This window comes from Georgenia sp. SYP-B2076 (genome assembly GCF_003991205.1).
In the GTDB taxonomy this organism is placed as follows: Bacteria; Actinomycetota; Actinomycetes; order Actinomycetales; family Actinomycetaceae; genus Georgenia.
Map to the genome: position 1 here is coordinate 103,162 of NZ_RXOZ01000035.1, position 24,444 is coordinate 127,605.

23 protein-coding genes and 1 riboswitch are annotated in these 24,444 nt (G+C 73.3%); of the genes, 8 read left to right on the top strand and 15 right to left on the bottom strand.

Features of this window, described 5'->3' with window-relative positions; translation table 11 throughout:
* Positions 1–37 precede the first annotated feature (37 nt).
* Positions 38–1,183, top strand: coding sequence for a glutamate 5-kinase (gene proB / locus EJK16_RS16910; RefSeq protein WP_127131645.1), 1,146 nt, complete (start codon positions 38–40; stop codon positions 1,181–1,183).
* Positions 1,184–1,219: 36 nt separating this feature from the next.
* Here proB and EJK16_RS16915 read toward each other — a convergent pair whose 3' ends face one another.
* Together EJK16_RS16915 and EJK16_RS16920 are read right to left on the bottom strand one after the other, a co-directional pair.
* Positions 1,220–1,759 (bottom strand): flavin reductase family protein, encoded by a 540-nt coding sequence (locus EJK16_RS16915; protein ID WP_127131447.1) that lies wholly within the window; start codon positions 1,757–1,759, stop codon positions 1,220–1,222.
* Positions 1,756–2,289, bottom strand: a complete 534-nt coding sequence (locus tag EJK16_RS16920; RefSeq protein WP_127131449.1) for an NADPH-dependent FMN reductase — start codon at positions 2,287–2,289, stop codon at positions 1,756–1,758. Before EJK16_RS16920 ends, EJK16_RS16915 begins: the two co-directional genes overlap by 4 nt.
* A gap of 321 nt (positions 2,290–2,610) precedes the next feature.
* A riboswitch (SAM riboswitch) is annotated at positions 2,611–2,731 on the top strand.
* A gap of 287 nt (positions 2,732–3,018) precedes the next feature.
* Between EJK16_RS16920 and EJK16_RS16925 the strand changes: the two genes are divergently transcribed.
* Complete coding sequence (locus EJK16_RS16925) at positions 3,019–4,095, top strand: hypothetical protein (RefSeq protein WP_127131451.1); 1,077 nt, start codon at positions 3,019–3,021, stop codon at positions 4,093–4,095.
* 105 nt (positions 4,096–4,200) lie between these two features.
* Here EJK16_RS16925 and EJK16_RS16930 read toward each other — a convergent pair whose 3' ends face one another.
* The gene (locus EJK16_RS16930) at positions 4,201–5,589 is read right to left on the bottom strand and encodes an HNH endonuclease signature motif containing protein (protein WP_164737391.1); all 1,389 of its coding nucleotides are present in this window, start codon (positions 5,587–5,589) and stop codon (positions 4,201–4,203) included.
* 151 nt (positions 5,590–5,740) lie between these two features.
* On the opposite strand from EJK16_RS16930, the gene EJK16_RS16935 reads away from it, so the two are divergent.
* Positions 5,741–6,736, top strand: coding sequence for a TIGR03557 family F420-dependent LLM class oxidoreductase (locus EJK16_RS16935; RefSeq protein ID WP_127131455.1), 996 nt, complete (start codon positions 5,741–5,743; stop codon positions 6,734–6,736).
* 50 nt (positions 6,737–6,786) lie between these two features.
* Here EJK16_RS16935 and EJK16_RS16940 read toward each other — a convergent pair whose 3' ends face one another.
* Both EJK16_RS16940 and EJK16_RS16945 read right to left on the bottom strand, forming a co-directional pair.
* A complete protein-coding gene (locus EJK16_RS16940) occupies positions 6,787–7,869 on the bottom strand; it encodes a Ku protein (protein WP_127131457.1) in 1,083 nt (360 codons plus the stop codon).
* Positions 7,870–7,987: 118 nt separating this feature from the next.
* A complete protein-coding gene (locus EJK16_RS16945; protein WP_127131459.1) occupies positions 7,988–8,683 on the bottom strand; it encodes a metalloregulator ArsR/SmtB family transcription factor in 696 nt (231 codons plus the stop codon).
* A 90-nt stretch (positions 8,684–8,773) separates the two neighbouring features.
* Here EJK16_RS16945 and folE point away from each other — a divergent pair, with 90 nt between their 5' ends.
* The 4 genes from folE to EJK16_RS16965 are packed head-to-tail and all read left to right on the top strand — an operon-like array spanning position 8,774 to position 12,892.
* Complete coding sequence (gene folE / locus EJK16_RS16950; RefSeq protein WP_370276081.1) at positions 8,774–9,595, top strand: GTP cyclohydrolase I FolE; 822 nt, start codon at positions 8,774–8,776, stop codon at positions 9,593–9,595.
* 22 nt (positions 9,596–9,617) lie between these two features.
* Positions 9,618–10,889, top strand: coding sequence for an NAD(P)/FAD-dependent oxidoreductase (locus EJK16_RS16955; RefSeq protein ID WP_127131461.1), 1,272 nt, complete (start codon positions 9,618–9,620; stop codon positions 10,887–10,889).
* Positions 10,889–12,025 (top strand): dihydropteroate synthase, encoded by a 1,137-nt coding sequence (gene folP, locus EJK16_RS16960; protein ID WP_127131649.1) that lies wholly within the window; start codon positions 10,889–10,891, stop codon positions 12,023–12,025. Before EJK16_RS16955 ends, folP begins: the two co-directional genes overlap by 1 nt.
* Positions 12,026–12,052: 27 nt before the next feature.
* On the top strand, positions 12,053–12,892 hold the full coding sequence (locus EJK16_RS16965; protein WP_240646128.1) for a pyrimidine reductase family protein: 840 nt from the start codon (positions 12,053–12,055) through the stop codon (positions 12,890–12,892).
* Between the two features lie 142 nt (positions 12,893–13,034).
* Here EJK16_RS16965 and EJK16_RS16970 read toward each other — a convergent pair whose 3' ends face one another.
* From EJK16_RS16970 to EJK16_RS16990, 5 genes are all read right to left on the bottom strand, one after another.
* Positions 13,035–13,532 carry a CoA-binding protein gene (locus EJK16_RS16970; protein WP_127131463.1) on the bottom strand — a complete coding sequence of 166 codons (498 nt, stop codon included), beginning with the start codon at positions 13,530–13,532 and terminating at the stop codon, positions 13,035–13,037.
* Positions 13,529–14,986, bottom strand: a complete 1,458-nt coding sequence (locus EJK16_RS16975) for an O-acetylhomoserine aminocarboxypropyltransferase/cysteine synthase family protein (RefSeq protein WP_127131465.1) — start codon at positions 14,984–14,986, stop codon at positions 13,529–13,531. Before EJK16_RS16975 ends, EJK16_RS16970 begins: the two co-directional genes overlap by 4 nt.
* Positions 14,983–16,167 carry a dimethylsulfone monooxygenase SfnG gene (gene sfnG / locus EJK16_RS16980; protein WP_127131467.1) on the bottom strand — a complete coding sequence of 395 codons (1,185 nt, stop codon included), beginning with the start codon at positions 16,165–16,167 and terminating at the stop codon, positions 14,983–14,985. Before sfnG ends, EJK16_RS16975 begins: the two co-directional genes overlap by 4 nt.
* Positions 16,164–18,347, bottom strand: a complete 2,184-nt coding sequence (locus EJK16_RS16985) for an AMP-binding protein (RefSeq protein ID WP_127131469.1) — start codon at positions 18,345–18,347, stop codon at positions 16,164–16,166. The genes sfnG and EJK16_RS16985 overlap by 4 nt, the downstream gene beginning before the upstream one ends.
* Before the next feature lie 284 nt (positions 18,348–18,631).
* Positions 18,632–18,820 carry a DUF6191 domain-containing protein gene (locus EJK16_RS16990; protein ID WP_127131471.1) on the bottom strand — a complete coding sequence of 63 codons (189 nt, stop codon included), beginning with the start codon at positions 18,818–18,820 and terminating at the stop codon, positions 18,632–18,634.
* 150 nt (positions 18,821–18,970) lie between these two features.
* Here EJK16_RS16990 and EJK16_RS16995 point away from each other — a divergent pair, with 150 nt between their 5' ends.
* Entirely contained in the window at positions 18,971–20,203 is a 1,233-nt protein-coding gene (locus EJK16_RS16995; protein WP_127131472.1) for an NAD(P)/FAD-dependent oxidoreductase, read from the top strand.
* A 113-nt stretch (positions 20,204–20,316) separates the two neighbouring features.
* Here the strand turns inward: EJK16_RS16995 and EJK16_RS17000 are convergent, their stop codons facing one another.
* The 5 genes from EJK16_RS17000 to EJK16_RS17020 all read right to left on the bottom strand — a co-directional run bounded on the left by EJK16_RS17000 (position 20,317) and on the right by EJK16_RS17020 (position 24,395).
* On the bottom strand, positions 20,317–20,853 hold the full coding sequence (locus tag EJK16_RS17000) for a GNAT family N-acetyltransferase (protein WP_127131474.1): 537 nt from the start codon (positions 20,851–20,853) through the stop codon (positions 20,317–20,319).
* Between the two features lie 96 nt (positions 20,854–20,949).
* Positions 20,950–21,795, bottom strand: coding sequence for an aldo/keto reductase (locus EJK16_RS17005; protein ID WP_205739815.1), 846 nt, complete (start codon positions 21,793–21,795; stop codon positions 20,950–20,952).
* 180 nt (positions 21,796–21,975) lie between these two features.
* Positions 21,976–22,830: an alpha/beta fold hydrolase gene (locus tag EJK16_RS17010; RefSeq protein ID WP_127131476.1), complete on the bottom strand. Its 855-nt coding sequence runs from the start codon at positions 22,828–22,830 to the stop codon at positions 21,976–21,978.
* The gene (locus tag EJK16_RS17015; protein WP_127131478.1) at positions 22,827–23,231 is read right to left on the bottom strand and encodes a VOC family protein; all 405 of its coding nucleotides are present in this window, start codon (positions 23,229–23,231) and stop codon (positions 22,827–22,829) included. The genes EJK16_RS17010 and EJK16_RS17015 overlap by 4 nt, the downstream gene beginning before the upstream one ends.
* A 645-nt stretch (positions 23,232–23,876) precedes the next feature.
* On the bottom strand, positions 23,877–24,395 hold the full coding sequence (locus EJK16_RS17020; protein ID WP_127131479.1) for a MarR family winged helix-turn-helix transcriptional regulator: 519 nt from the start codon (positions 24,393–24,395) through the stop codon (positions 23,877–23,879).
* Positions 24,396–24,444: the final 49 nt, after the last annotated feature.

Genomic DNA, 24,444 nt, shown 5'->3' on the forward strand with positions numbered 1-24,444 from the left:
TGGACGCGGCTCCGACGTCGTGGCGTCGTGCGGGATGATGGCCCGCGTGAACCTCCCGCTGGCCCACCGGTCCGGGGTCGCGACGGCCCCGCGCATCGTCGTCAAGATCGGCTCGTCCTCCCTCACGACGCCCGACGGCAGCCTCGACCTGCCCTCGCTGCGGCACCTCGTGTCCGTGATCGCGGCCCGCCGCGCGCAGGGCCAGCAGGTGGTCCTCGTCTCCTCGGGCGCCATCGCCGCGGGCATCACCCCGCTGGGCCTTCCCGGGAAGCCGAAGGACCTGGCGACGGCGCAGGCGACGGCGAGCGTCGGGCAGGGCCTGCTGGTCGCGCGCTACACGGAGGCCTTCGCGCGCCACGGCCAGCGGGTCGGCCAGGTGCTGCTCACCGCCGAGGACCTGATCCGGCGCACCAACTACGCCAACGCGCAGCGCGCGCTGGAGCGGCTGCTGACCCTCGGCGTCGTGCCCATCGTCAACGAGAACGACACGGTGGCCACGGACGAGATCCGCTTCGGCGACAACGACCGCCTCGCCGCGCTGGTCTCCCACCTGGTCCGCGCCGACGCCCTGGTGCTGCTCACCGACGTCGACGGGCTCTACGACGGGCCGCCCTCCCGGCCCGGGACCCGGCTGATCCGGTCCGTCACCTCCCCGGCGGACCTCGCCGGCGTCGAGGTCACCGGCCGCGGCAGCGACATCGGGACCGGCGGCATGGTGACCAAGCTCGACGCCGCGTCGATCGCCACCGGCTCCGGGATCCCGGTGGTGCTCACCTCGGCCGGCAACGTCGAGCCCGCGCTGGCCGGCGAGGAGGTCGGCACGTGGTTCGCCGTGACGGGACGGCGCAAGTCGGCCCGCCGGCTCTGGCTCGCCCACGCCGCACAGGTCCGCGGCCGGCTCCACCTCGACGCCGGCGCGGCCCGGGCCGTGACCGACGGGAAGCGCTCGCTGCTGGCGGCCGGGATCGTCGGGGTGGACGGCGAGTTCGAGGCGGGCGACGCCGTGGAGCTGGTCGGCCCCGACGGCCTCGTCGCCCGTGGGCTCACCGCGTACGGGTCGGCCGAGATCCCGGAGATGATGGGCAAGTCCTCGGTCCAGTTGCGCGACGACGGCTCGGACGCGCACCCGCGCGCCGTCGTGCACCGCGACGACCTCGCCCAGGTGCGTCCCCGCCGGCGCTGAGGTCCGTCCCGGCCTGCGTCGACGCGCGACCGGCGGTCAGGCGAGCCGACTGTGCGTGCCCAGGTGGTGGTAGGTGCGGCCCTTGTACACCAGCGGGTTCTCGCTGCGGCTGTGCTCCGCGAGCAGCGCGTGGACCGTGATCAGGAGGCTGTCACCCACGGGTACCCGCTGCTCGATCCGCCCGCGGACCCAGGCCGTGGTTCCGCCGAGCACGGGCTCGCCGGCGGGCAGGGGGCACCAGTCGACGCCGGCGAACCGGTCCACGCCGCGCGCGGCGAACCGGGTCGCGACGTCGTGCTGCTCGGCCGCGAGGAGGTTGACCACAACCGTGTCGTTCTCCTCGAGCGCGCGGCGCGAGGAGGACGTGGCGGCGAGGGAGAACGCGAGCATGGGCGGGGCGGCCGAGACGGAGATGACCGACGTCGCGGTGAAACCCACCGGTCCGTGGGGCGTGCGCAGGGTGATGACGGCGACGCCGGCGGGGTGGTGACGGAAGATCGCCTTGAAGTCGTCCTCGCCGACCTCGCCCGCGCCCGCGACGATGGGGTGAAGCTCGAGGCTGTGGTCCACGCTCATGCCAGGCTCCGCTCGCGGCGCGCCGCCGCGCCCCGGAGCGCCGCGCCGTTGGCCTCGAGCCAGGCGTCGATCACGGCGTCCAGCTCGGGAAGCTGGGCCTCGGTCAGCACCAGCGCCCGGGTGGGGACCTCGGCGCCGAGCTCGACGAGGAGCGGGCGCAGGTGGACCTCGGCCGCAAGGAGGTGGGCCGGGTTGCCGGCGACCTGAAGCGGGACGGCGACGACGCCGGCGAGGCCGTTGTTGCCGTACAGGTCGAGGAAGGACTTCAGCAGGCCCGTGTAGGTGGCCTTGTAGGTCGGGGTGGCGACGATGAGGACTCTCGCGCCGGACACCGTGGCGCTGGCCGCGTCCGCGCGGGGGTGCTCGGGGGAGAAGATCTCCTCTGCCACCTCGGCGAGGTCGATGACCGCGGGTTCACCGGCGTCCAGATCGTCGGCCACGCGTGCGGCGACCCGCTCGGCCACCGCGCGGGTGCGCGAGCCGGGACGTGGGTTGCCGGAGAGGGCGACGACGGTTGGTGTTGTGCTCATGACGAACCTCCGGCTCGGGGGCCTTGTAGGAAGTGGCCGATCATGACGCTAGGTCCCGCTCTCACGGCCCGGCGCCGCCGCCCGGCACCGTCTCGCCACGGGAGACGCCGGCCGCCAGATCCGAGCCCGTTCTCACATCGCGAGAATCCGGGCGACCGGCGAGCGCGACTGGCGGCCGGCGGCGGACGCCGTCCTCGGGCCAACGCCGACCCGGCCGGGCGGCGCCCGGGGCGCGGCGGTCGCGGCGGGCCCGCCCGGGAGCATGACACCAGGTGAGCGGTAATTGACACGGGAAAGAAGTTTCCCTAGCGTCGGGCTAAAGGTTCAGAGTGCCAGTGCGCATCCGCGCAAAGCCCCGGCTTGCTGGTCGACAACCCCCCACGTGCGGGGGGTGCCCCGGGTGACAACCAGGCCCTGCCACGAGGCAGGGCAAGGCAGTGGCACCCCAGGGTGCATGAGCACGAAGGAAACCAGGACGACCATGAACACGCCCGTGAGCCCCAGGCAGAACGTCTTCTCGCCTCGCCGCTCGATGTGCATGTGCATGTGCCGTTCGCGAATGTCCCTCTGACGACATTCCCAGCGACGCCCCGGCGCACCTCGCGCTGACGCGTCACCCCTGACCAGAGCCCCCTCGCCGGGTGAGTGGCACACCACGGCAAGGGACTGGCCGGTCAGCCTTCCTTCATGCAGCGCCATGCGCGACGACACCCCTGGATGTGTGCACCCATGTCTGTTTCCCGCCTTCCCTCTCGCTCCTCCGGCCCCTCCTCCGCCCAGGCCACGCTCGGCCTGGACCTGACCGGGCTGGGCGTCAACCCGTCCTCCGACGGCTTTTCCGCCGACCTTCCCGTCGAGAAGGCCAACCTCGCCAAGCTCGCGTCCTACACTCGCGCGGCGCACGACGGCGGGCTCTCGTTCGTCTCCATCGGTGAGCAGTTCCGCCTGCGCAGCGACCGCGCGCTGCGCACGGACGCCTGGCTCGACCCGGTCGTCGCCGCCCGCCGGATCAGCCCCCACGCGGGAGCGGCGGGCCTCGTCGCCACCGTGCCGATCCAGGGCGCAGACCTGGGCCTCGTCGCCGGCGAGCTCGCGCAGGTCACCCGCGCCGGTGGCACCTGGGCCGGGCTGGAGCTCGCCGGGCACGCCGGCAGCGCGGACGCCCTCGCCAACACCCTCGCCGGCGTGAGCCGCTCGTTCCCGTCGGCGCGGGCCGGCTCGCAGCGCGCGCCCCGTCCGCAGGTCGTCGTGCCGGTGGGCACGGAGTCCGAGATCGAGCTGGCGGGCGAGTTCGCCGACGTCGTCCGCATCCGCGAGCACGACCTCGAGTGGGCGCGCGAGCTGCGCTACGCCGTGCGGGCCTCGGCCCGCGCCGCCGGCCGTCAGGATGTCCGCGTACTCGTCGACCTGCACACGGTCGTGTCGGCCGACCGTCAGGCCGCCGAGGAGCGCGCGGCGCTGGTGGCCGACATCGCCGGGGAGAACGCGCCGTGGACCGGTGCGCTCAGCGCGGTCGGCACGGCGTGTGACGTGGCCGACGTCATCCAGACCTGGGTGCGGGCCGGCGCGGCGGACGGGTTCGTCGTCCTGCCCGGCTCGCTGCCCGCGGATGTGGTGGCCCTCCTGCGCGGCGTGGTCCCGGAGCTCCGCGCACGCGGGCTCGTCAGCGAGCAGGCCGTGGGCAACCGGGCCCCCGTGCGCCGTCCCCAGGACCCGGGTCAGGCTCGCGCCGCCTCTGCCGCGGCCCGCGTGGGCGCGCGGCCGGCCGCGCGCCGCGGCGCTTTGGCCGCGGTCCCCGTCGCCTGAGCCGGGTGCGCGACGCCCGCGTGGCGCCGGGGTGTCGCCCGGAGTCTCCTGGCCGCGCACGACCCCTCACCGTGCACGAGCGGTGGGGGGTCGTGAGGTGAGACGTCAGGCGGCCAGCGTCTCGCCGATCTGGTGGCCGTCGGGCCGGATGAACCGCCATCGGTGGGCATAGCGCTCGATGGTGATGCTGTGCAGGTGCACGTCGTCGTGGTGGTACCAGCAGAGCAGAAGGCCGTTGAGCAGGTCGGTGGTGCCGTTCTGCGCGTACCACCAGACCGAGTGGTGGATCTCGCCCTCGCCGGGTGGGGCGTGACAGCCCGGGTACTGACAGGTCTTGTCCCGGGCGATGATGGCGCGGGTCTGGGCGACGGTGAAGAGGCGTTCTTCGCGGCCTGCGTCGAGGACCTCGGAGTCCGCGCCGAAGACGACGCGGTGGATCTGTGACTGGCACAGGAGGCGGGCGAAGAGACCGAACGGGATGGGCGTGCCGTCCTCGGCGGTAGCGGGGGCGACGCCGGTCAACGACCGGTAGTTCAGGGCGGTGTTGATCGTGGCGAGCGTGCACTCCGCCCCCTGGTGCCGGGCGCAGCCGAGGACGCCGGGGACGGCGCCGCTCCCGGGAGGGAGTGCGTCGGCGCCGCCGGCCTGGGCTGCGACGGTGGCAAGCAAGGTGCCGATATCGGCGGTGATGGTGACGTGCGGCCGGATCCGGGCGCCTGGCTTGAGCACGCCGGAGTCCAGGACGAGGTGCGCCAGCGACGTCAGGCCGGCGGCGCGGCGCTGACCGACGCTGCGGTGGTCGTCGGCGGCGGGGACGCCGACGCGGGCGTCGATCGCCATGGCGACCAGGTCTCCGTTGATCTGGGAGAGCCAGCCCTGGACGTGGTAGCCGCCCGTGGTCTTGGCGAGGACGAGCTCCTCACGGACGGCCTCGTCCTTCCAGGCGCGGTCCGCGGCCGAGGGGTCGGTGCGGGTGGCCCAGTGCTTCACCAGGTGGGTGAAGGCTTCCGCGTCCATCACGACGGCGTGGCTGAGGAGGAATGCTTCACCCAGCGCATGGTCGGTGAGCTGGGCCCGGCGGGCGGGAGTGTCGGTCGCGTGCTTGACGAGGGCGGCGACGTGGTCGCCGGTGACCTGCGCGTCGGCCAGCGCCTCGGCCGTGAGGGGCAGGTGGTCCCGCAGGGCACGGCCGGCCTTGACCTGCCGGTGGGCGCTAGCGCCGTGGCGGTGGCTCGTGCCGCGATACCAGGTACCGAAGGACCGGGCGCCGGTGGTCGCCCACAGCCCGTCGGCTTCGGCGGCGACGAGCGCCTTGGCGGTCAGGGCCTCGACCTTGCGCGTGATGATCTCCAGCTGGGCCACCGCGTCGAGCAGGCCCTGGGAGGGGAGAGCCTGCAGGTCCAACGCACACAGGGCCGTCAGGGTCTCGGACACGTCGGACAGGCCGAGCGACGCCGCGATGCCCGGGTCGGTGACCGTGTCCAAGACGCTCATCTCACCACCCCTTTGTGCGGTGCTGCGGATGCCCATATCGTATCGAACGCGCGTTCGAATGCGCAAGGGTTGTGAGGGGAACGGTCTCATCTGTGGATCAGCGGTCCGGCTCGGCGTGCCCGGGACCTGATCCGGTGCGAGCCTGAGACGCATGACTCGCTTCGGGTACACCCTCATGACCGAGCAGAGCGGACCGAAGGAGCTGGTGCGCTACGCCGTCGGCGCCGAGCGCGTGGGCTTCGACTTCGAGGTCTCCTCCGACCACTACTTCCCGTGGCTGGACTCGATGGGGCACTCGCCCTACGCGTGGACGGTGCTGGGCGCGGTCGCGCAGGCCACCGAGCGGGTCGAGCTCATGACGTACGTGACGTGCCCGACCATGCGTTACCACCCGGCCGTCGTGGCCCAGAAGGCCGCGACGCTCGCCGTGCTCTCCGACGAGCGGTTCATCCTCGGCCTCGGGGCGGGGGAGAACCTCAACGAGCACGTCGTCGGGGAGCGCTGGCCCGCCGTGGGGGAGCGCCACGACATGCTCGAGGAGGCGCTTCACATCATCCGCGAGCTGCTCGACGGCGAGCACCTCACCTACGAGGGGGAGCACTTCCGCGTCGACTCCGCCCGGCTGTGGGACGTGCCGGCGCGGCCCGTGGAGATCGGTGTGGCGGTCTCCGGCGAGCAGTCCGTCCACCGGTTCGCGACGATGGCCGACCATCTCGTCTCCACCCAGCCGACGGCGGAGCCGCTCAAGCTGTGGGCGAAGGTGCGCGGCGAGGCCGGGCTGGGCGCCTCCCGTTCGATCGGCCAGCTCCCCATCTGCTGGGACCCCGACGTCGACGCCGCCGTCGAACGTGCGCACCGGACCTTCCGCTGGTTCGGCGGCGGCTGGGGCGTGAACGCGGACCTCCCCACCACCCGCGGGTTCACGGATGCCAGCCAGTTCGTCCGGCCGGAGGACGTCGCCTCATCAATCCCCTGCGGCCCCGACCTCGACGCCATCGTCGAGGCGGTCTCGACCTTCTGGGACGCCGGCTTCACCGACATCGCCCTGGTGCAGGTGGGGGACGAGGGCCAGCAGGCCTTCCTCGACAACGCCGCCGGGCCGTTGCTGGAGAAGCTGCGCGCCGCGGCGCCGGACGGCGCGCACTGATGAAGTGAGGGCGCGCGGCGTGGCTCAGCCTGGCCGCCCGACGGCGTAGGTCAGGCCGTCTTTTTCGCCGGAGCCTTCTTGCGGGCGGTCGTGGTGCGGCTCGTCGTCTTCTGCGCCGCAGGCTTCTTCTCCGCGTCTGCGCTCGCAGACGCGGTCTTGCGCGTGGAGGTCCCGGTCTTGCGGGCCGGTGCCTCCCCGGCCGCCGCCTTGCCGTCCGACGCCTTGCCCTCCGCAGACTTCCGGGTGGACGCCTTCCGGGCCGGCGTCTTGCGGGCGGGCTTCTCCTCGTCCGACTCCTCGTCCGCCTCCGCGTCGTCCGTACCCGTGCGGGCGGCGGCCTTGGCGCCGCTCCTCTTGCGGGACTCCTCGACCGAGCGTCGCAACGCCTCCATGAGGTCGAGCACCTCGCCGCCCTCCTCCTCGGGCTCGCCGAAGGTTGCGCCGGTGTCGAGCGCGTCGCCCTGCTCCAGCTTGGCCTCGATGAGCTGGCGCAGCTGGACCTGGTACTCGTCGGTGAAGGACTCCGGGTCGAAGTCGGACTCGTAGCTGGCGACCAGCGCGGCCGACATCTCCAGCTCCTTGCTGCTGACCCGCACCCGCTCGTCCAGCTCCGGGAAGTCCGCCTCCCGCACCTCGTCGTTCCACAGCAGCGACTGGAGCACCAGGACGTCGTCGCGCACCCGCAGGGCACCCAGGCGGGTCTTCTCGCGGAGCGTGAAGTTGACGATCGCGGTGCGGTCGGTCTCCTCCAGCGTGCGACGCAGCAGCACGTAGGACTTCACCGACTTCGAGTCCGGGGCGAGGTAGTACGTCTTCTGCATCATGATCGGGTCGAGCTGGTCCGAGGGGATGAACTCGAGCACCGTGATCTCGCGCGAGCGCTCGACGGGGAGCGACTCGATGTCCTCGTCGGTCAGGACGACCGTGCGGTCGCCGTCGTCGTAGGCCTTGGCGATGTCCTCGTAGCTGACGACCTTGTCGCACACCTCGCACCGACGCTGGTAGCGGATGCGGCCGCCGTCGGCGTTGTGAACCTGGTGCAGCTCGACGTCGTGGCTCTCGGTGGCGCTGTAGAGCTTGATGGGGACGTTGACCAGGCCGAAGGTGATCGACCCCTTCCAGATCGCGCGCATCGAACGCTCCCTCGTCGTCGAGCCGTCGGCAGAACGGTCGCGCGGCGGTCCGCCCGACCTCGCACCAGTGAACCCGAAGGGGTGCGGGGACGCCACCGGTATGGCGTATCGCTGGTGGTCAGGGCGCTGCGGCGGCTGCCGCTGGCCCGGTCGGGCGCTCGATGGCGCGCACGCAGCACCGGCCGGCGTGCGGGTCGGAGACGATCGTGTGCCGCTCGTCGTGGACCCCCGACGCGACGCCGCAGACGAGCTCGTAGTTGAGCTCGCACACGAGCTCGGTGTGGCGCTGGGCGAGCTGGTGGAACGGGCAGTTGCCCATCACGATGCCGCCGCCCGGGTCCTCGCGCGGCTCGAAGCCGCCCTCCTCGAGCGCCTGCTCCAACGTCGTGGCGTTCGCCGCCGCCGCCCGCCCCGCCTCGGCCGCCACGCGCCGAAGCTCGGCGCGGACGGACCGTCCGCTCGTCGCCGACTGCTCGATCGCGCGCGCGAAGAGCTCTGCCGCCGTCTCGTAGCGGCGCTCGGGCACCGAGACGGCCACCTCGGCGACGGCCCTGGAGTAGAGCTTGGACGGTCGCCCCGCGCCCGGTCCCGTCCGGCCGGAGAGCCGGCGGAACTCGACGGCGAGGAGGCCCACCTCGGCCAGCCGGTCGAGGTGGAAGGCGGCCGTGCTGCGGCTCAGCCCGAGTGCCGCCGCGGCGTCGTCCCTGCTGGTCGGCCGCCCGCGCGCGGAGACGAGGTCGTACAGGGCGCGCCGGGTCGGGTCGTCCAGCGCGGAGACGGCGCTGACGCGCTCGCTCCTGGATCGCTCGGTCATGGCGAAAGCCTACGCTTCTAAAAACAACATTGGTTGACCAAGTGGGCGGGGACTTCTAGCGTCGAGGTCATCGGTACGAGGAGGTACGACGTGACTACCACGGCACTCAAGGACGCCCCCGCAGCCGGAGCGCTCACCGACAGTTCTGCCCCCGGAGCGCTCACCGACAGTTCTGCCCCCGGAGCGCTCACCGGCGAGCACACGGACGGCGTGCGGCGGCGCGAGGACGGAGTGAACTCACTCCGCAGCGAGCCGCCTGGTGCCACACCGCACTACCCTGCACCGCACGGCCCCACACCGCTCGGCGCGCACGCGGCACCCCAGGTGGCGCCCGCGCCGGTGAGCCTGGACCGCGCGGGCGCGATGGACGCCGTCGCCCGGCTCCTCACCGCGCTGGGACGCGACACGGCCGGCCCGCACCTGGCCGAGACGCCGCGCCGGGTGGCCGACGCGTTCATCGAGATGCTCACGCCCCACGCCCTCTCCCTGACGACGTTCCCGAACGAGGAGGGCTATGACGAGCTCGTCCTGGTGCGGGACGTGCCGTTCCACTCCCTCTGCGAGCACCACCTCCTGCCGTTCCACGGCGTCGCGCACATCGCCTACCTGCCGGAGGAGCGGCTCGTGGGGCTGTCCAAGCTGGCCCGGGTCCTCGAGCACTTCGCCCGGGACCTGCAGGTGCAGGAGCGCCTCACCCAGCAGGTGGCCGACCTCCTGCAGGAGCGGCTCGAGCCGCGCGGCGTCGGCGTCGTGCTCGAGGCGGAGCACATGTGCATGGCGCTGCGCGGAGCCCGGGCGCCCGGGTCTCGCACGATCACGAGCGCGCTGCACGGGACGTTGCGCGAGGACGCCCGCACCCGCGCCGAGTTCCTCGCGCTCACGGGCGCACGACCGCAGGGCCCGCGGGCCTGACGACAGCAACAAGGAGACTGCCATGACCGAGGCACGCACGTTCCTCATCGCCGGTGCCGGGCTCGCCGGGGCACGCGCCGCCGAGACGCTGCGCGAGGAGGGCTTCGCCGGGAAGGTGCTCATCGCGGGGGAGGAGGCGGAGCGTCCCTACATCCGGCCCCCGCTGTCCAAGGAATACCTCGCCGGCACGGCGGAGCGTGAGGCGGGGTTCGTGCACCCGGAGCGGTGGTACGCCGAGCACGACGTCGAGCTGCTGCTGGGCACGAGCGTTACGCGGGTGGACCTCGGGGACCACACCGCCGCCCTGACCGGCGGCGGCCGCGTGCGCTACGACGCGCTCCTCCTGGCCACCGGCGCCCGGTCGCGGCGCCTGACCGGGCTCGGCTCCGGCGCCTCCCTGACCGGCGTGCACTACCTGCGCACCCGGCAGGAGTCCGACGCGCTGCGCGCGGCCCTGGCCGACGGCGGCCGCCGCGTCGTGATCGTCGGGTCCGGCTGGATCGGGCTCGAGGTGGCGGCGGCGGCGCGGACCTACGGCAACGCGGTCACCGTGCTCGGCCAGGAGACCGTGCCGCTGAGCGCCGCGCTGGGCGACGAGATCGGCGGGATCTTCGCGGCGTTGCACCGCGAGCACGGCGTCAACCTGCGGACGTCGACGAGCGTGCGGGAGATCCGCGGCATCCTCGGCGCCGTGACCGGCGTGGTCCTGCGCGACGGCGAGGTCGTCCCGGCCGACGTGGTCGTGGTCGCGATCGGCGCCGTCCCCAACGACGAGCTCGCCTGCGTGGCCGGCCTGACGGTGGACAACGGCGTCGTGGTCGACGAGCACCTGCGCACCGGGCACCCGGACGTCTACGCGGCCGGCGACGTCGCGAGCGCGTTCCACCCGGCGTTGGGGCGCCAGCTGCGCGTCGAGCACTGGGCGAACGCCCTGAACACCGGCCCGCTCGCGGCGCGGGCGATGCTGGGGCAGCCGGTCGTGGACGACCTCGTGCCCTACTTCTACACCGACCAGTACGACCTCGGGATGGAGTACACCGGCTACTTCAGCCTCGCCCGCGACGCCCGCGTGGTCTACCGCGGCGACCGGGACGCGCGGGAGTTCATCGCGTTCTGGGTGGCCGAGGGGCGCGTGGTGGCGGGGATGAACGTCAACGTGTGGGACGTCAGCCCGGACATCGAGAGGCTCGTGCGCTCGGCCGCGCCGGTCGACGAGGCCCGGCTCGCCGACGCGAGCATCCCGCTCACGGAGCTCGTCCCGGCGGACGCCGTGGCGGCGGAGGGGGTCGCGTGATGACCGGCCGGGTGCGGTTCCCGGAGCTCGCCGCGCCGTGCCCGCCCGAGGCGGGCGGCCGGGCCGTCCAGAGCGGTGAGACGCTCGTCGACGCCGTGCACCCGAGCCCGCGCAGGCGGGACGGCAAGGCGCTCGGCGTCGGGCGAGCGGGCGCCCGGGACGGCGGGACGGTCCTCTTGGCCGACGAACCGGGCGCCGGCCGCCGCGCGCCATCCGCCGACACGGACGCCGGCACCGCCCCGGGCGCGCGCGCCTACCTGCCGGACCTCATCGAGCCACGCCGCACCATCGGCGGGCGGACGTTCGACTTCTCCCGTGAGGTCGCCGTCGTGGCGATCGTCAACCGGACGCCCGACTCTTTCTACGACCGCGGCCGCACCTACGCGCTCGACGCCGCCATCGACCGGGCGCTGACGGCGGCGGCGGAGGGGGCGGACTGGGTCGACGTCGGCGGGGTGCCGTTCTCGCCGGACGTCGCCGCGGTCTCCGCCCAGGAGGAGCTCGACCGGGTGCTGCCGGTCGTCGCCGGCGTGCGCGCCCGCTCCGACGTCGTCGTGTCCGTGGACACGTCCCGCCCGGAGGTGGCCCGGCGGTGCCTCGACGCGGGCGCCGCCGTCATCAACGACACGAGCGGGTTGCGTGATCCCGCGATGGCGCAGGTGGTGGCGCGAGCGGGGGCGAGCGTGGTCATCGTCCACTCCCTGGCCGCCCCGCACGCGCGGCATCCCGCGCCGCGGTACACCGACGTCGTGGCCGAGGTGGGCCGGCACCTGCGCGCACGCGTGGCCCTTGCCCTCGACGCCGGAGTGCCCGCCGGCCGGATCTTCGTCGACCCCGGGCACGACCTCAACAAGAACACCCGCCACTCCCTGGCGCTCACCGCCCGCCTGAACGAGATCACCGCGATCGGCATGCCGACCCTCGTGGCGCTGTCCAACAAGGACTTCGTCGGCGAGACGCTGGGCCGTCCCCGCGAGGAGCGGCTGGCGGGCTCGCTGGCCGCGGCCGCGCTGTGCGTGCAGCAGGGCGCCCGCCTCGTGCGGGCCCACGAGGTTGGCCCGACCGTCGACGCCGTCCGCCTCGCCGAGGCGGTGCTCGGCCTGCGCGAACCCGCGTACGCCCGCCACAACGTGTGACGTGCGGATCGTGCCCAGGAGGGAACCATGTCCCAGACCGACGAGCTGACGATGACGGACACCGCTCTGCTCACCACCCCGGGCGCCGCGACGGGCACCGCCCTGCTCACCACGCCGGGCCCGGCGACCAAGGAGGCCCGGGAGCGCCTGTCGAACCTGGCGCCCCGGTGGCCGCTGGAGGAGCTGGTGCGCCGCTACGCCGTCGCCGACCGCCTGGCGCCGCACGTGCGCGTGAACATGATCGCCAGCCTCGACGGCGCCGCCACCCATGACGGCCTCTCCGGCGGGCTGAACAACGCCGACGATAAGCAAGTCTTCGACACGCTGCGCATGCTCAGCGACGTCGTCATGGTGGGGGCGGGCACGCTGCGCGCGGAGGGCTATGGCGCGCTCCGCCTGGGGGACGTCGCCGTCGCCTGGCGGCAGACCCACGGGCTTGCGGCGCACCCCACGCTCGCCGTCGTGTCCTCCCGCCTCGAGCTGCGCGCCGACGACCCGATGCTCGCGGACGCCCCGGTGCGGCCGGTAGTCCTGACCCACGGCGCGTCACCAGCGGCCCGGCGCGAGGAGCTCGGGACGGTCGCGGACGTCGTGCTGTGCGGGGAGCGCGCGGTCGACCCCCGCGCGATGGTGGCCGCGCTGGTGCGCCGTGGGCTGCGCCAGGTGCTGTGCGAGGGCGGCCCGCACCTGTTCGGCACCCTGGTCGAGGCGGACGCCGTCGACGAGCTGTGCCTGACGCTCAGTCCCGTGCTCGAGGGCGGCGGCGCGGGGCGCATCACCACGGGCGGCGCCCCGGCCGCCCGGCGGATGCGGCTCGCGCACGTCCTTACCGCCGACGACATGCTCATGCTGCGCTACCTGCGGTGAGCCGCCGCCGCGCGCAAAGGCGGCTGCGGCCCGGCGCCGCACGTACGCGCTTACGGTCCGCCGCCACGCGCAACGCGGCCCCGGCCCGGCGCCGCGTCCCGACCGGGCGCGGCGCCGCCCCCTCAGGCCCGGGCCTGGCGCGTCAGGCCCTGACCTGGCGCGCGGAGGAGATCACGCCCGTGTTGAAGCCCGCCAGGTGGAGCCCGCCGTGGAAGCGGGCGTGCTCGATCTTGAGGCAGCGGTCCATCACGACCTGCACGCCGGCCGCCTCGGCGTCGCGCGCCACCTCCTCGTGCCAGGACCCCAGCTGCAGCCACAGGGTCTTGGCGCCCACCGCCTTGGTCTCCTCCAGGACCTGCGGGAGGTCGTCGTGCCTGCGGAAGACGTCGACGAGGTCCGGCGCCTCGGGCAGGTCGGCGAGGGAGGGGTAGACCGGCCGGCCGAGGATCTCCTTGACCACGGGATTGACGAAGTACACCGTGTACGGCGAGGACGAGAGCAGGTAGGTCGACACGAAGTACGACGCGCGCGACGGCTTGTCCGAGGCGCCCACGATCGCGATCGACCTGGTGCCGCGCAGGATGCCCAGGCGCTCGACGGCGGACGGTCCCACCCACGTCCGCTCGGCGACGGCGCTCATGCCTGCACCCCCGACGTGATCGCGCAGGCCGGCGCGACGCGCGCGGCGACCGGGACCGGGGCGGCCCCGCCGGCCGGGGCCGGCGCGGAGGCGGGCACCGCCGCGGTGGCGGCCTCCTCCTGCGCCGCTCCGGCGGCTCGGCCCTCCCGGGTGCGCCCGGTCGCCCGGGTCAGCGCCTGGTCGAGGTCCCAGAGGATGTCCTCGACGTCCTCCAGGCCCACGGAGAGGCGGATCAGGTCCTCGCCGACGCCCGCGGACACCATCTGCTCGGCCGTCAGCTGGCGGTGCGTCGTCGAGCCCGGATGCAGCACGAGCGTCTTGGCGTCGCCGACGTTCGCGAGGTGGCTGGCCAGCTGGAGGGACCCGATGAAGACCTCGCCGACCTCCCGCGCGGACCGCTCACCGGTGGGCGCGACCCCGAAGGCGAAGACGGACCCGACACCGAGCGGCAGGTACTTCCGGGCGCGCTCGTGGTGGGGGTGCCCCGGCAGCCCCGCGTAGTTGACGTAGGCGATGCGGGGATCGGTGTCCAGCCACGCAGCGACCTCCTTGGCGCCCGCCAGGTGGGCGTCCATCCGCTGGGGCAGCGTCTCGATGCCCTGGAGGAGCTGGAACGCCGACTGCGCCGAGAGCGACGGCCCGATGTCCCGCAGCTGCTCCGAGCGCAGCTTGGTGAGGAAGCCGTACTCGCCGAAGTTGTCCCACCACGAGATGTTGCCGTAGGACGCGACGGGCTCGGTCATCGTGGGGAACTTCCCGTTGCCCCAGTTGAAGCGCCCCGACTCGACGACGACGCCGCCCAGGGTGGTGCCATGACCCCCGAGGAACTTCGTGGCCGAGTGGATGACGATGTCCGCGCCGTGCTCGAAGGGGCGCAGCAGGTACGGCGTCGACAGGGTGGCGTCGACGACGAGCGGGACGCCGGCGTCGTGCGCCACCTTGGCCAGGCCCTCGAGATCCGCCACCTCGCCGGACGGGTTCGCCACCGTCTCGGTGTAGAGCGCCTTCGTCTCCGGGCGGATGGCCGCCGCGAAGTCGGCCGGGTCCGTGCCGGCGACGAAGGTCGTGTCGACCCCGAAGCGGCGCAGGGTGACGTCGAGCTGGGTCACCGTGCCGCCGTAGAGCTGGGAGGACGCGACGATGTGGTCGCCCGCCTGGGTCAGCGCCGCGAAGGTGATGAACTCCGCGGCCATGCCGGACGCCGTCGCGACCGCGCCGATGCCGCCCTCCAGGGAGGCGACGCGCTCCTCGAACGCGGCGACCGTGGGGTTGGAGATGCGGGAGTAGATGTTCCCGTACTTCTGCAGCGCGAAGAGGTTGGCGGCGTCGTCCGTGCTGCTGAACACGAAGGACGTGGACTGGTAGATGGGCACCGCGCGGGCGCCGTGCTCGGCGTCGGGCGTGCCGCCGGCGTGCAGCGCCCGCGTGCGGAACCCGAACTGGTGGTCGCTCATCGGGCCGTCGCCAGGCTGTGGCGGGCGTCGCGCGCGGCGCCGATCGGGGGCAGCAGGCCGGTGTCGAGCTCGGTCCCGTTCTTGCGGGCCAGGTCCGCCTCGAGCTCGCGGACGATCGGCAGGACGTCCCGGCCGAAGGCCTCGACCTCCTCCTGGAAGTGCAGGTAGCAGGTGAGGAACAGGTTCACGCCGATCTTCTTGTACTCCACGATCCGCTCGGCGATCTGCTCGGGGGTGCCGATCAGCTGGGTGCGGAAGCCGTCGTTGTACTGGACGAGGTCCTCGAAGGTCGAGTCCGCCCACATGCCCTTGCCGTCCTTGGTGGACTGACCGGCCTCCTTCACCGCGGAGGCGAAGCCCTCGACGGCGGGCCGGTGCGCCTTAGCGACGATCTCGCGGAGGGTCTCCCTGGCCTCCTTCTCGCTCTCGCGGGCGATGACGAAGCCGTTGAGCCCGAACCGGGGCGCGCGCCCCGCCTCCGCGGCGGCGCGGGTGACCCCGGCGATGTTCTCCTTGAAGCCCTCGATGTCGCGGCCGTTGGAGAAGTACCAGTCCGCGGTGCGTCCCGCCGCGGCCTGGGCTGCGGTGGAGTTGCCGCCGAAGAAGATCTCCGGGTGGGGCCGGCCGGGCACGTCGATGGGCGGGGGGTTGAGCGTGAAGTTCTTGATGTCGTAGTACTTCCCGGGGAAGGAGAAGTCCTCCTCGGTCCACAGGCCGCGGAGCACGCGGATGAACTCCTCGGTGCGCACGTAGCGCTCGTCGTGCTCGAGCCACGGCAGGCCGAAGTTCACGAACTCGTCCTTGAGCCAGCCGGAGACGACGTTGACCGCCGCGCGGCCGCCGGAGAGGTGGTCCGCGGTGATGATGAACTTGGCGAGGACGCCCGGGTGCCACATCCCCGGGTGCACGGCCGAGATCACCTTGAGCCGCTCGGTGGCGAGCAGCAGCGCCAGGGAGAAGCTCGTCGCCTCGTGCTGCTTGTCCGCCCCGTAGCTGGCCGCGTAACGGGTCTGGGTCAGGGCGTACTCGAAGCCGCTGTCCTCGGCGATCCGGGCGAGGGTCTTGTTGTACTCGAAGTCCCAGCTGGTGCGCTGCTCGATGGTGCTCACCACCAGGCCGCCGGAGACGTTGGGGACCCAGTACGCGAACTTGAGGGGGGTGCGCAGGTCGATGGTGGTCATGACGTTTCCTTCGTTCGTGCCGCCAGCACGTGGGCGATGGCGGCGACTGCGGGTTCGTTCTGCAGCGAGGTGGTGTCGCCCAGCGGGGTGCCTTCGTAGAGCTGGGCGAGGAGGCGGCGCATGATCTTGCCGGAGCGGGTCTTGGGCAGGTCCGGCACCACGATGACGTCGGACGGCTTGGCGATCGGGCCGATCTGGCTGGCCACGTGCGCGCGGAGGGCCGCCGTGACGGCGTCCGCCGGCTTCGTGACGCCGCCGTGGAGGACGACGAAGGCGGTGACGGCGTGGCCGGTGCGCGCGTCGACGGTGGGCGCGACGCCCGCCTCGACCACCCAGGGGTGGGTCACGAGGGCGGACTCGATCTCGATGGTGGAGAGCCGGTGGCCCGAGATGTTGATGACGTCGTCCACCCGGCCGAGGATCCAGGTGTCGCCGTCGGCGTCGTACCGGGCGCCGTCCCCGGCGAGGAAGTAGCCCTGGTCGGCGAACGCGCGCCAGTAGGAGTCCAGGTAGCGCTGCGGGTCCCCCCACACGGTGCGCGCCATGGACGGGCCGATCTTGTCGACCACGACGTAGCCCTGCACGCCGGGCCTCACCGGGGCGCCGTCGTCGTCCACGATCAGGGTGCTCAGCCCGGGCACGGCGCGGGTCGCGCACCCCGGCTTGGGCCGGCCCCCGGGCGCGAAGACGGGGTCGTGGGGGCGGGGGGACAGGACGGTCGAGCCCGTCTCGGACTGCCACCACGTGTCGATGAACGACGCCGTCCCGCCGCCGACGTGCTTGCGGAGCCACCGCCACGCCTCGGGGTTGATCGACTCGCCCACCGAGCCCAGCAGGCGCACGGAGGAGAGGTCGTAGTGCGCGGGCACGCCGTCGGGGAAGGCCGCCATGAGGGACCGGATCAGCGTGGGGGCGGTGTAGTAGTTCGTCACGCCGTAGCGCTCGATGACCTCGAAGTGGCGGCCGTGGTGGGGCGAGCTGGGGGTGCCCTCGTAGATGACCTGGGAGACGCCGTTGACCAGGGGGCCGTAGATCTCGTAGGTGTGGGCCGTGACCCAGGCCAGGTCGGCGGTGCACCAGTGGACGGTGGAGTCCACCTTGGCCGGGTCGTTGATCGCAGCCAGCTCGTCAGGGCGGACCCGGCCGTCCTCGCCGACCACCTCCGGGAGCAGGTCGAAGAGGAGGGCGTGGGTGTACGCCGTCTGGACGAGGTAGCCGCCCATGGTGTGCACCAGGCCCTTGGGCTTCCCCGTGGTGCCGGAGGTGTAGATGATGAACAGCGGCGTCTCGGCGTCGAACGCCTCCGCGACGTGCGTGTCCGGCTGGCCGTCGAGGAGCTCGTCCCACCACAGATCACGGCCCGGCGTCCACGGCACCTGCGCCGCGGCCTCCCGCGCGGCCTGCGCGTCGGTGGCGTCCGCGCCGGACGTGCGCCGGACGACGAGGACGTGCTCGATGGCGTTGTCCCCGGCGCAGGCCTGGTCGGCGGCGGCCTTGACCGGCACCACCGCGCCGCGGCGGTTCTGGCCGTCCGTGGTGACCAGCACCTTGGCGCCCGTGTCCTCGACGCGGAACCGCAGCGCCTCCGCCGAGAAGCCCCCGAACACCAGCGAGTGGATCGCGCCGATGCGGGCGCAGGCGAGGGTGACGATGACGGTCTCGGGGATGACCGGGAGGTAGACCACGACGCGGTCTCCCTTGCCGACGCCGAGGCTGAGCAGGGCGTTCGCCGCCCGGCTGACCTCGCGCTGGAGCTCGGCGTAGGTGTACGTCCGCCGGTCCCCGGGCTCGCCCTCGAAGAACAGGGCGACGTGGTCGCCGCGGCCGTTCTCGACGTGGCGGTCCACGCAGTTGTGGGCGACGTTGAGCGTGCCGCCGGCGAACCAGGAGATCTGGGGGACCGAGAACCGCGGGGTGCCGTCCTCCTCGGTGCCGGTGCGCTCGGCCTTGGCGAAGGTGTGGGCGGTGTGCCAGGGCTGCGCCCAGTCCAGCCGGCCGGCCTGCTTCTCCCAGAAGGCGACGCGCGCGGCGTCGGACTCCAGGGCCGGGTTGGTGGCGTCGCGGGGGTTGTCGCGGCGCGCGGCCGAGGGCGCCGCGGCCGCCGGGTGGGGCGTCGCGGGCGCCGGGTGGGGCGTCGCGGCGCTCGCCGTCGGGGTGGGGGCGAGTGCCTGGGAGGTCATGGCTGGCCACATTGCCCGACGCGGGGGCGGCGCGCGGGGCCCGCCCGGGAAATCTCGCACTCTGGGCGCGGGGACGTGGCTGTCCTCGCCGATCTCACGATGCGGTCGATCGGTCTATGAGCCGGCGCCGGCCGGGCGCCTGGCCCGAGGCTCTGCACATCGGGGGACCTGGCGCCGGCGCGGGCCAGCGGCGCTGGGGCCACCGACCGCTACGTCAAGCGGGGGCGTGCGGTCACCGAGCGCTACATCGGTTTCGGCGGCGCACGGCAACTCGAGCGGACCGGTCAGGGCGGGGCTTCGTCGCCGTGCGCTTCGGCGGGCGGCAAGTCGAAGTAGGCGACGCCGGCGTCCAGGTCGACCCCGAAGGGTGGAGCGCCGTCGCCGGGTCGCTGGATCTCGAGGCGCTGGCGCTCGCGCTCCGCGAAGAGGTGTTTCATGCCCGGCTCGAAGATCTCGAACACGTCCTCGAACATGTGACGGACGCTACTCCGTGGATGAAGGTGCCGCCGAGCGTCCGACGAGCTGCTGCGCGCCGCACGTCGGCCCGAGGCACGCGTCGGCCCCTGGCGCCGGTGTCCCGCGCGGGGCACGATGACGACGTCAGCGCCGACCGAGGAGGTCCCATGCCGGAGCGCACGTTCGTCATCGTCGGCGGCGGTCTGGCCGGGGCGCGTGCCGCGACCTTCCTCCGCAAGGAGGGGTTCGACGGCCGCGTGGTCATCGTCGGCGCGGAGACCGACCCGCCGTACATCCGCCCGCCGCTGTCCAAGGAGTACCTCCGCGGCGCGGCGGAGCGCGCCGAAGCCGACGTCCACCCCGCCGGCTGGTATGCCGACAACGGTGTCGAGCTGCTGCTCGGCCGTCGGGCGACGGGGCTCGACCTCGCGGGGCACGTCGTCGACCTGGACGACGGCGAGGTCCTCGGCTACACGAAGCTGCTCCTGGCCACCGGTGCCTCCCCGCGCCGTCTCGGCCCCGGCTCCGGCGAGGACCTCGGCGGCGTGCACTACCTGCGCACCGCGGGCGACTCCGAGGCGCTGCGCGCGGACCTGAGCGCGGGCGGCCGCCGCCTGGTGATCGTGGGCTCGGGCTGGATCGGCCTGGAGGTCGCGGCCGTCGCCCGCGGCTACGGCAACGAGGTGGTGGTGCTCGGCCGCGACCCCGTCCCGCTGCGGGCGGCCCTCGGCGCCGAGCTGGGCGGTGTGTTCGCGGACCTCCACCGCGCCAACGGCGTCGACCTGCGCGGTGCGGCCGCGGTGGAGCGGATCACCGGGGCTGGCACGGCCCACGGCGTCGTGCTCGGCGACGGCACCGCGGTCGGGGGAGACGTCGTCCTGGTGGCCATCGGCGCCGTCCCCAACGTGGCGCTCGCGGCCGCCGCGGGCCTGGCGGTCGACGGCGGGGTGGTCGTCGACGAGCACCTGCGCACGGCAGCCCCGGACGTCTACGCCGTCGGCGACGTCGCGCGGTTCTTCCACCCAGCGCTCGGCCAGCACATCCGGGTGGAGCACTGGGCCAACGCGCAGCGGGGCGGCCCCGTGGCGGCGCGCTCGATGCTGGGCCAGGACGTCGCCAACGACCGGCCGCCGTACTTCTACACCGACCAGTTCGACCTGAGCATGGAGTACTCGGGCTACCCCGAGCTCGCCGCCGACGCCCAGGTCGTCTACCGCGGCGACCGCGAGGCGCGGGAGTTCATCGCGTTCTGGGTCGCCGGCGGCCGAGTCGTGGCGGGCATGAACGTCAACGTCGAGGACGTCAGCCCCGCCATCGAGCGGCTGGTGCGCTCGGGCGCACCGGTCGACCCGGCGCGCCTCGCCGACCCGGCGGTGCCGCTGGAGGACCTCGCGGCCTGAGGGTGGCGCAGCGACACGCGCGTAGGGAGGCCGCCCGGATCAGGGGAGGGTGCCGGCGTCGGGGAAGTGACCCGGTGTCAGGGAGGACGCCGGCGTCGGGGAGGACACCCGGGTCAGCGGAGGATGCGCTCGTAGAGCACGTGGTCCTGCCAGCGGCCGGCGATCTGGAGGTACTGCGTCGCCAGGCCGATCCGCTCGCAGCCCGCGCGGCGCAGCACCGTCTGCGACGCGATGTTGTGCACCAGCGTGCCTGCCTGCAGCCGGTGCAGGCCCTCCTCACGCGCCGCACGCGCCGCGTGCTCGACGGCCGCCGTCGCGATGCCACGCCCGACGTAGTCCCCGTCGACCCAGTAGCCCACGTTGCCGCTCAGGAACGGGCCGCGGACGATGCCGCTGACGGTCAGGGTGCCGACCACGCGGTCGCCGTCGCAGAGCAGCCACGGGAGCGCCGTGCCCGCGCCCAGCTGGCCCAGCTTGCTGGCGACCTCGGTGCCCTGGCCCGCACCGGTGTAGAACGCCTCCGGCCGGACCGGCTCCCACGGCGCCAGATGCTCACGGTTGCGGGCGTACGCCTCCGCGAGGGCGTCCCCGTCGCCCGGCGCGAGGACCCGCATCGTGACGGACTCGGTCAGGAGGGCGGGCTCGGGCATCCCGCGATCGTAGCCGCAGCCTCTCCTCCCGGCCGCGGTTGCGGGCCCAGGTCCCGTTGGCCTCCAGCCGGGGCCCGCGGGCGGTCAGCGACCGCCTCAGCGATACTGGGTGAAAGCCGCGACGTCGGGGTCGGCGCCGATCCGGCTCTCGGTGTCCAGGCCGCTGATGGCGTCGACCTCGTCCTCGTCGAGCTCGAACCCGAACAGGTCGAGGTTGGCGGCGATGCGGTCGGGAGTCACGGACTTGGGGATCACGACGCGGCCCTCCTGAAGGTGCCAGCGCAGGACCACCTGGCCGGGCGTGACATGGTGCGCGGCGGCGATCCGGGTTACGGCTTCCGAGCCCAGGTCCCGGCCCTGCCCGAGGGGCGAGTAGGCCTCGACGGCGACGCCGGCGGACTCGGTCGCGGAGAGCGTCTCGCGCTGCTGGAAGGTCGGGTGGACCTCCACCTGGTTGACGGCGGGGATGACGTCGCTCTCGGCCAGGAGCCGGCGCAGGTGCCGGGGGAGGAAGTTCGAGACGCCGATCGCCCGGACCGCGCCGTCGGACAGCAGCTTCTCGAACGCCCGCCACGTCTCGACGTAGAGGTCGCGGGCTGGGACGGGCCAGTGGATGAGGTAGAGGTCGACGACGTCCAGCCCCAGCGCCCGGCGGGAGTTCTCGAAGGCGGCCAGGGCGGCGTCGAAGCCCTGGTCCCCGTTGCGGAGCTTGGTGGTCACGAAGACGTCCTCGCGCGGCAGGCCCGTCGCCTTCAGGGCCGCTCCGACGCCTGCCTCGTTGTAGTAGCCCGCCGCGGTGTCGATGTGGCGGTAACCGGCCTCGAGAGCCGTCTCCACTACGTGCTGCGTGTTCTCCTCGGGGACCTGGAAGACGCCGAAGCCCACCTGGGGGATCGCGACGCCGTTGTTGAGGGTGAGGGGCGGGACATGGATGCCGGTCATGACTCCTGCTTACCGCCTGCCCACCTCTTCCCGCATCTCGGCGGCACCGGCGTCCTGGGGCCCCGGCGCCAAGGAGGGCAGTGTCATGACCCGGTGTGGCCTACGCCGGCGTCGTGACGCACGCCGGCGTCGTGCCCTACGCCGCGTCGTGGCCTGCGGCGCGCGGGCCGGCCCGCGGTGTCATGGCCCCGGTGCGGCCCGCGGCGTTGCGGGATGCGACGCGTGGGCGTAGCGCTCCAGCCGAAGCGCCAGCTCGGCCGGGTGCGAGAGGTAGCCGGCGTGGCTGCCCGGCATTTCGTCGGCCTCGACCCCCAGGCGCTCACGCGCCATCGCGCGCAGAAAGTCGGGCCGGAAGAACCGGTCGTCGGCGAAGACCAGGTACGACGTCGGCACGTCGGGCCACGCAGCGAGCGGCCACGGCTCGGTCATAGGTCGCACGGACTGGTGCCGCGAGCGGCGCAGCGCCTCGGCGGCGAGCCGGGGCTCGACGTCGTGCATGAACGTGGCAACCAGTCCGGCGTCGTCGTCCATGGCGAGGGCGACGCCGTCCCTCTCGGCACCCTCACGGGCGGCCGCCTGGTAGCCGCTGGTCTCCCACCAGTCACGCCCGCGCTCGCCGGGCAGGGGCACCATGGCGGCGACGAGCACGAGGCGGTCGACCCGCAGGTGCTCGCACACGAGCGGCGCGGTGAAGCCGCCGAGGGAGTGCGCCACGACGACGAGGCCCGGCTCCGCGCCGCCCGGCTGCTCTCCGTCCGAACCCGTGGCGTCCGGCTCCGCGCCGTCCCGGGCCGCGCCGCCCGGGTGCTCTCCGTCCGAAGCCGCGCCGCCGGGATCTGCCGACGCGGACCGCTGGGTGTGATCACGCACCGCGGCGGTGACGACGGCCGCATAGTCGGCGAGGCCGGCCGACTCGTCCTCGCACGGAAGGTCCACGGCGACGACGTCGTGGCCCCGTGTGCGGAGCTCGGCGGCCGTGCGATGCCACTCCCACGCGCTGCCGCCGGCCCCGTGCACGATCGCGAACGTCGTCACCCCCGCTGGTCCTGCACCGAGAAGATGTTGCCGGCCGGGTCCGTGAACCACGCGATCGGGGGTCCCCACTTGCGGAAGATGCCCTTCTCGTCGGTCTCCAGGTCCGTGCCCTCGTAGTGCTCGAACGCCACACCACGCGCGGTGAGGCCGTCCACGGTCTTCTCGATGTCGTCGACCGGGAAGTTCAGGACCGTGTAGGTCGCCGGGGTGTAGTCGGGCTTCTGGTAGAGGAGGACCCGTGTGCCGCCCCCGAGGTGCAGGGCCAGGAGCCCGGCCTCCCTCTCCGCCTCGCCGAACTCCGTGTCGCTGACCTCCAACCCCAGCGTCTGGGTGTAGAACTCGCGAGCCTTGGCCATGTCGTCCACCGCGAAGCTGCTGTAGGCGTTGCTGTTGCCGAGCATGATCGGTCCCTTCCGTCGGTGCCGCTGGGTGATGGGTTGCCGTGCTGTCGCTGCGCCGCCTCCCCGGTCTGCCCCTCGCCGGCCGACGGTGCGCGCCGGTGCGCGCCGCGGGCAGAACGAATGAGCCCCGCAGGTGCTCATCGGTCGGCACCATTGTTGTGCCCGTGCGCGCGGAAGAACAGATGCGTGACGTAGTCGGACTCTGCCGTCTGCGGCTCGATGTGCGGCGCGGATCGGTGGTCGCCGCCCCGGGGTAACTCCGTCAGGCCATGCCGGACGAAAATTCCCGGCGCGAGGCTGCGAGGCGGCGAGGCGGCCCGGCTGGGGTGCGGAGAGAGGCAGGAGGCGCCCGGAAGAGCCGGATGAAGCCGCGGTGAACTCCGTCGAATGGCACGAATTGGCCGGGTCTTGCCGCGGGGACCGGTGTGGAAGGTGTCAGTCGGTGGGTGGGGCGGCGCCGCGCAGATGGGTGAGTCCGCGGGCGAGGCGATGAGGTGGGCGCGACAGCTCGGCGGCGGTTGGGAGCCGAGCTCGGCGGCGGCCCGCGGCCGAGTGTGGCGGTGACCTACGGTCGGCGGGCGGGTGTGGCCGGGCGGGTGTGGTTGGCAGGGCGACGGCCGGCTGACGCCGACGCGTTCGCCGGCGTCAGCCCTCCGGCGCCGCCCGCTTCCGAGCGGGCGTCACGCGGCAGCTCGAGAGGCGGTTCTCGGGGTCGATCTTTGGCGTGATCCGGTCGAAAATCTTCTTCAGCTGACGCGTCTGCGCCGGGCTGAGGCTGTCGAAGATCAGGGTGCGCACCGTCTCCACGTGCCCGGGCGCGGTGGCCACGACCTTCTCCCAGCCAGCATCCGTCAGCACGGCCATCGTGCTGCGCCCGTCCTCGGGGACGGGCTTGCGCTCGACCCAGCCCTGGTTCTCAAGACGGTCGACGAGGTGGGACAGGCGTGACATGCTCAGGCTCGCCATGTGCGCCAGCCGGCTCATGCGGATCGCCCGGTCCGGGGCCTCGGAGAGTGCCGAGAGCACGGCGTACCCGGCGTGGGTGAGCCCGGCGTCGCGCTGCAGCTGGGCGTCGAGCGCGCCCGGCAGGAGCATGATCGCGGCCATGAGGGACCGCCAGGCGTCCTCCTGGTCCGAGGTAAGCCACACGGTCTCGTCCGTCATGCTGACAGCGTACCGCCGGGAATTTGATGCTTCAAGTGACCCGATTCGC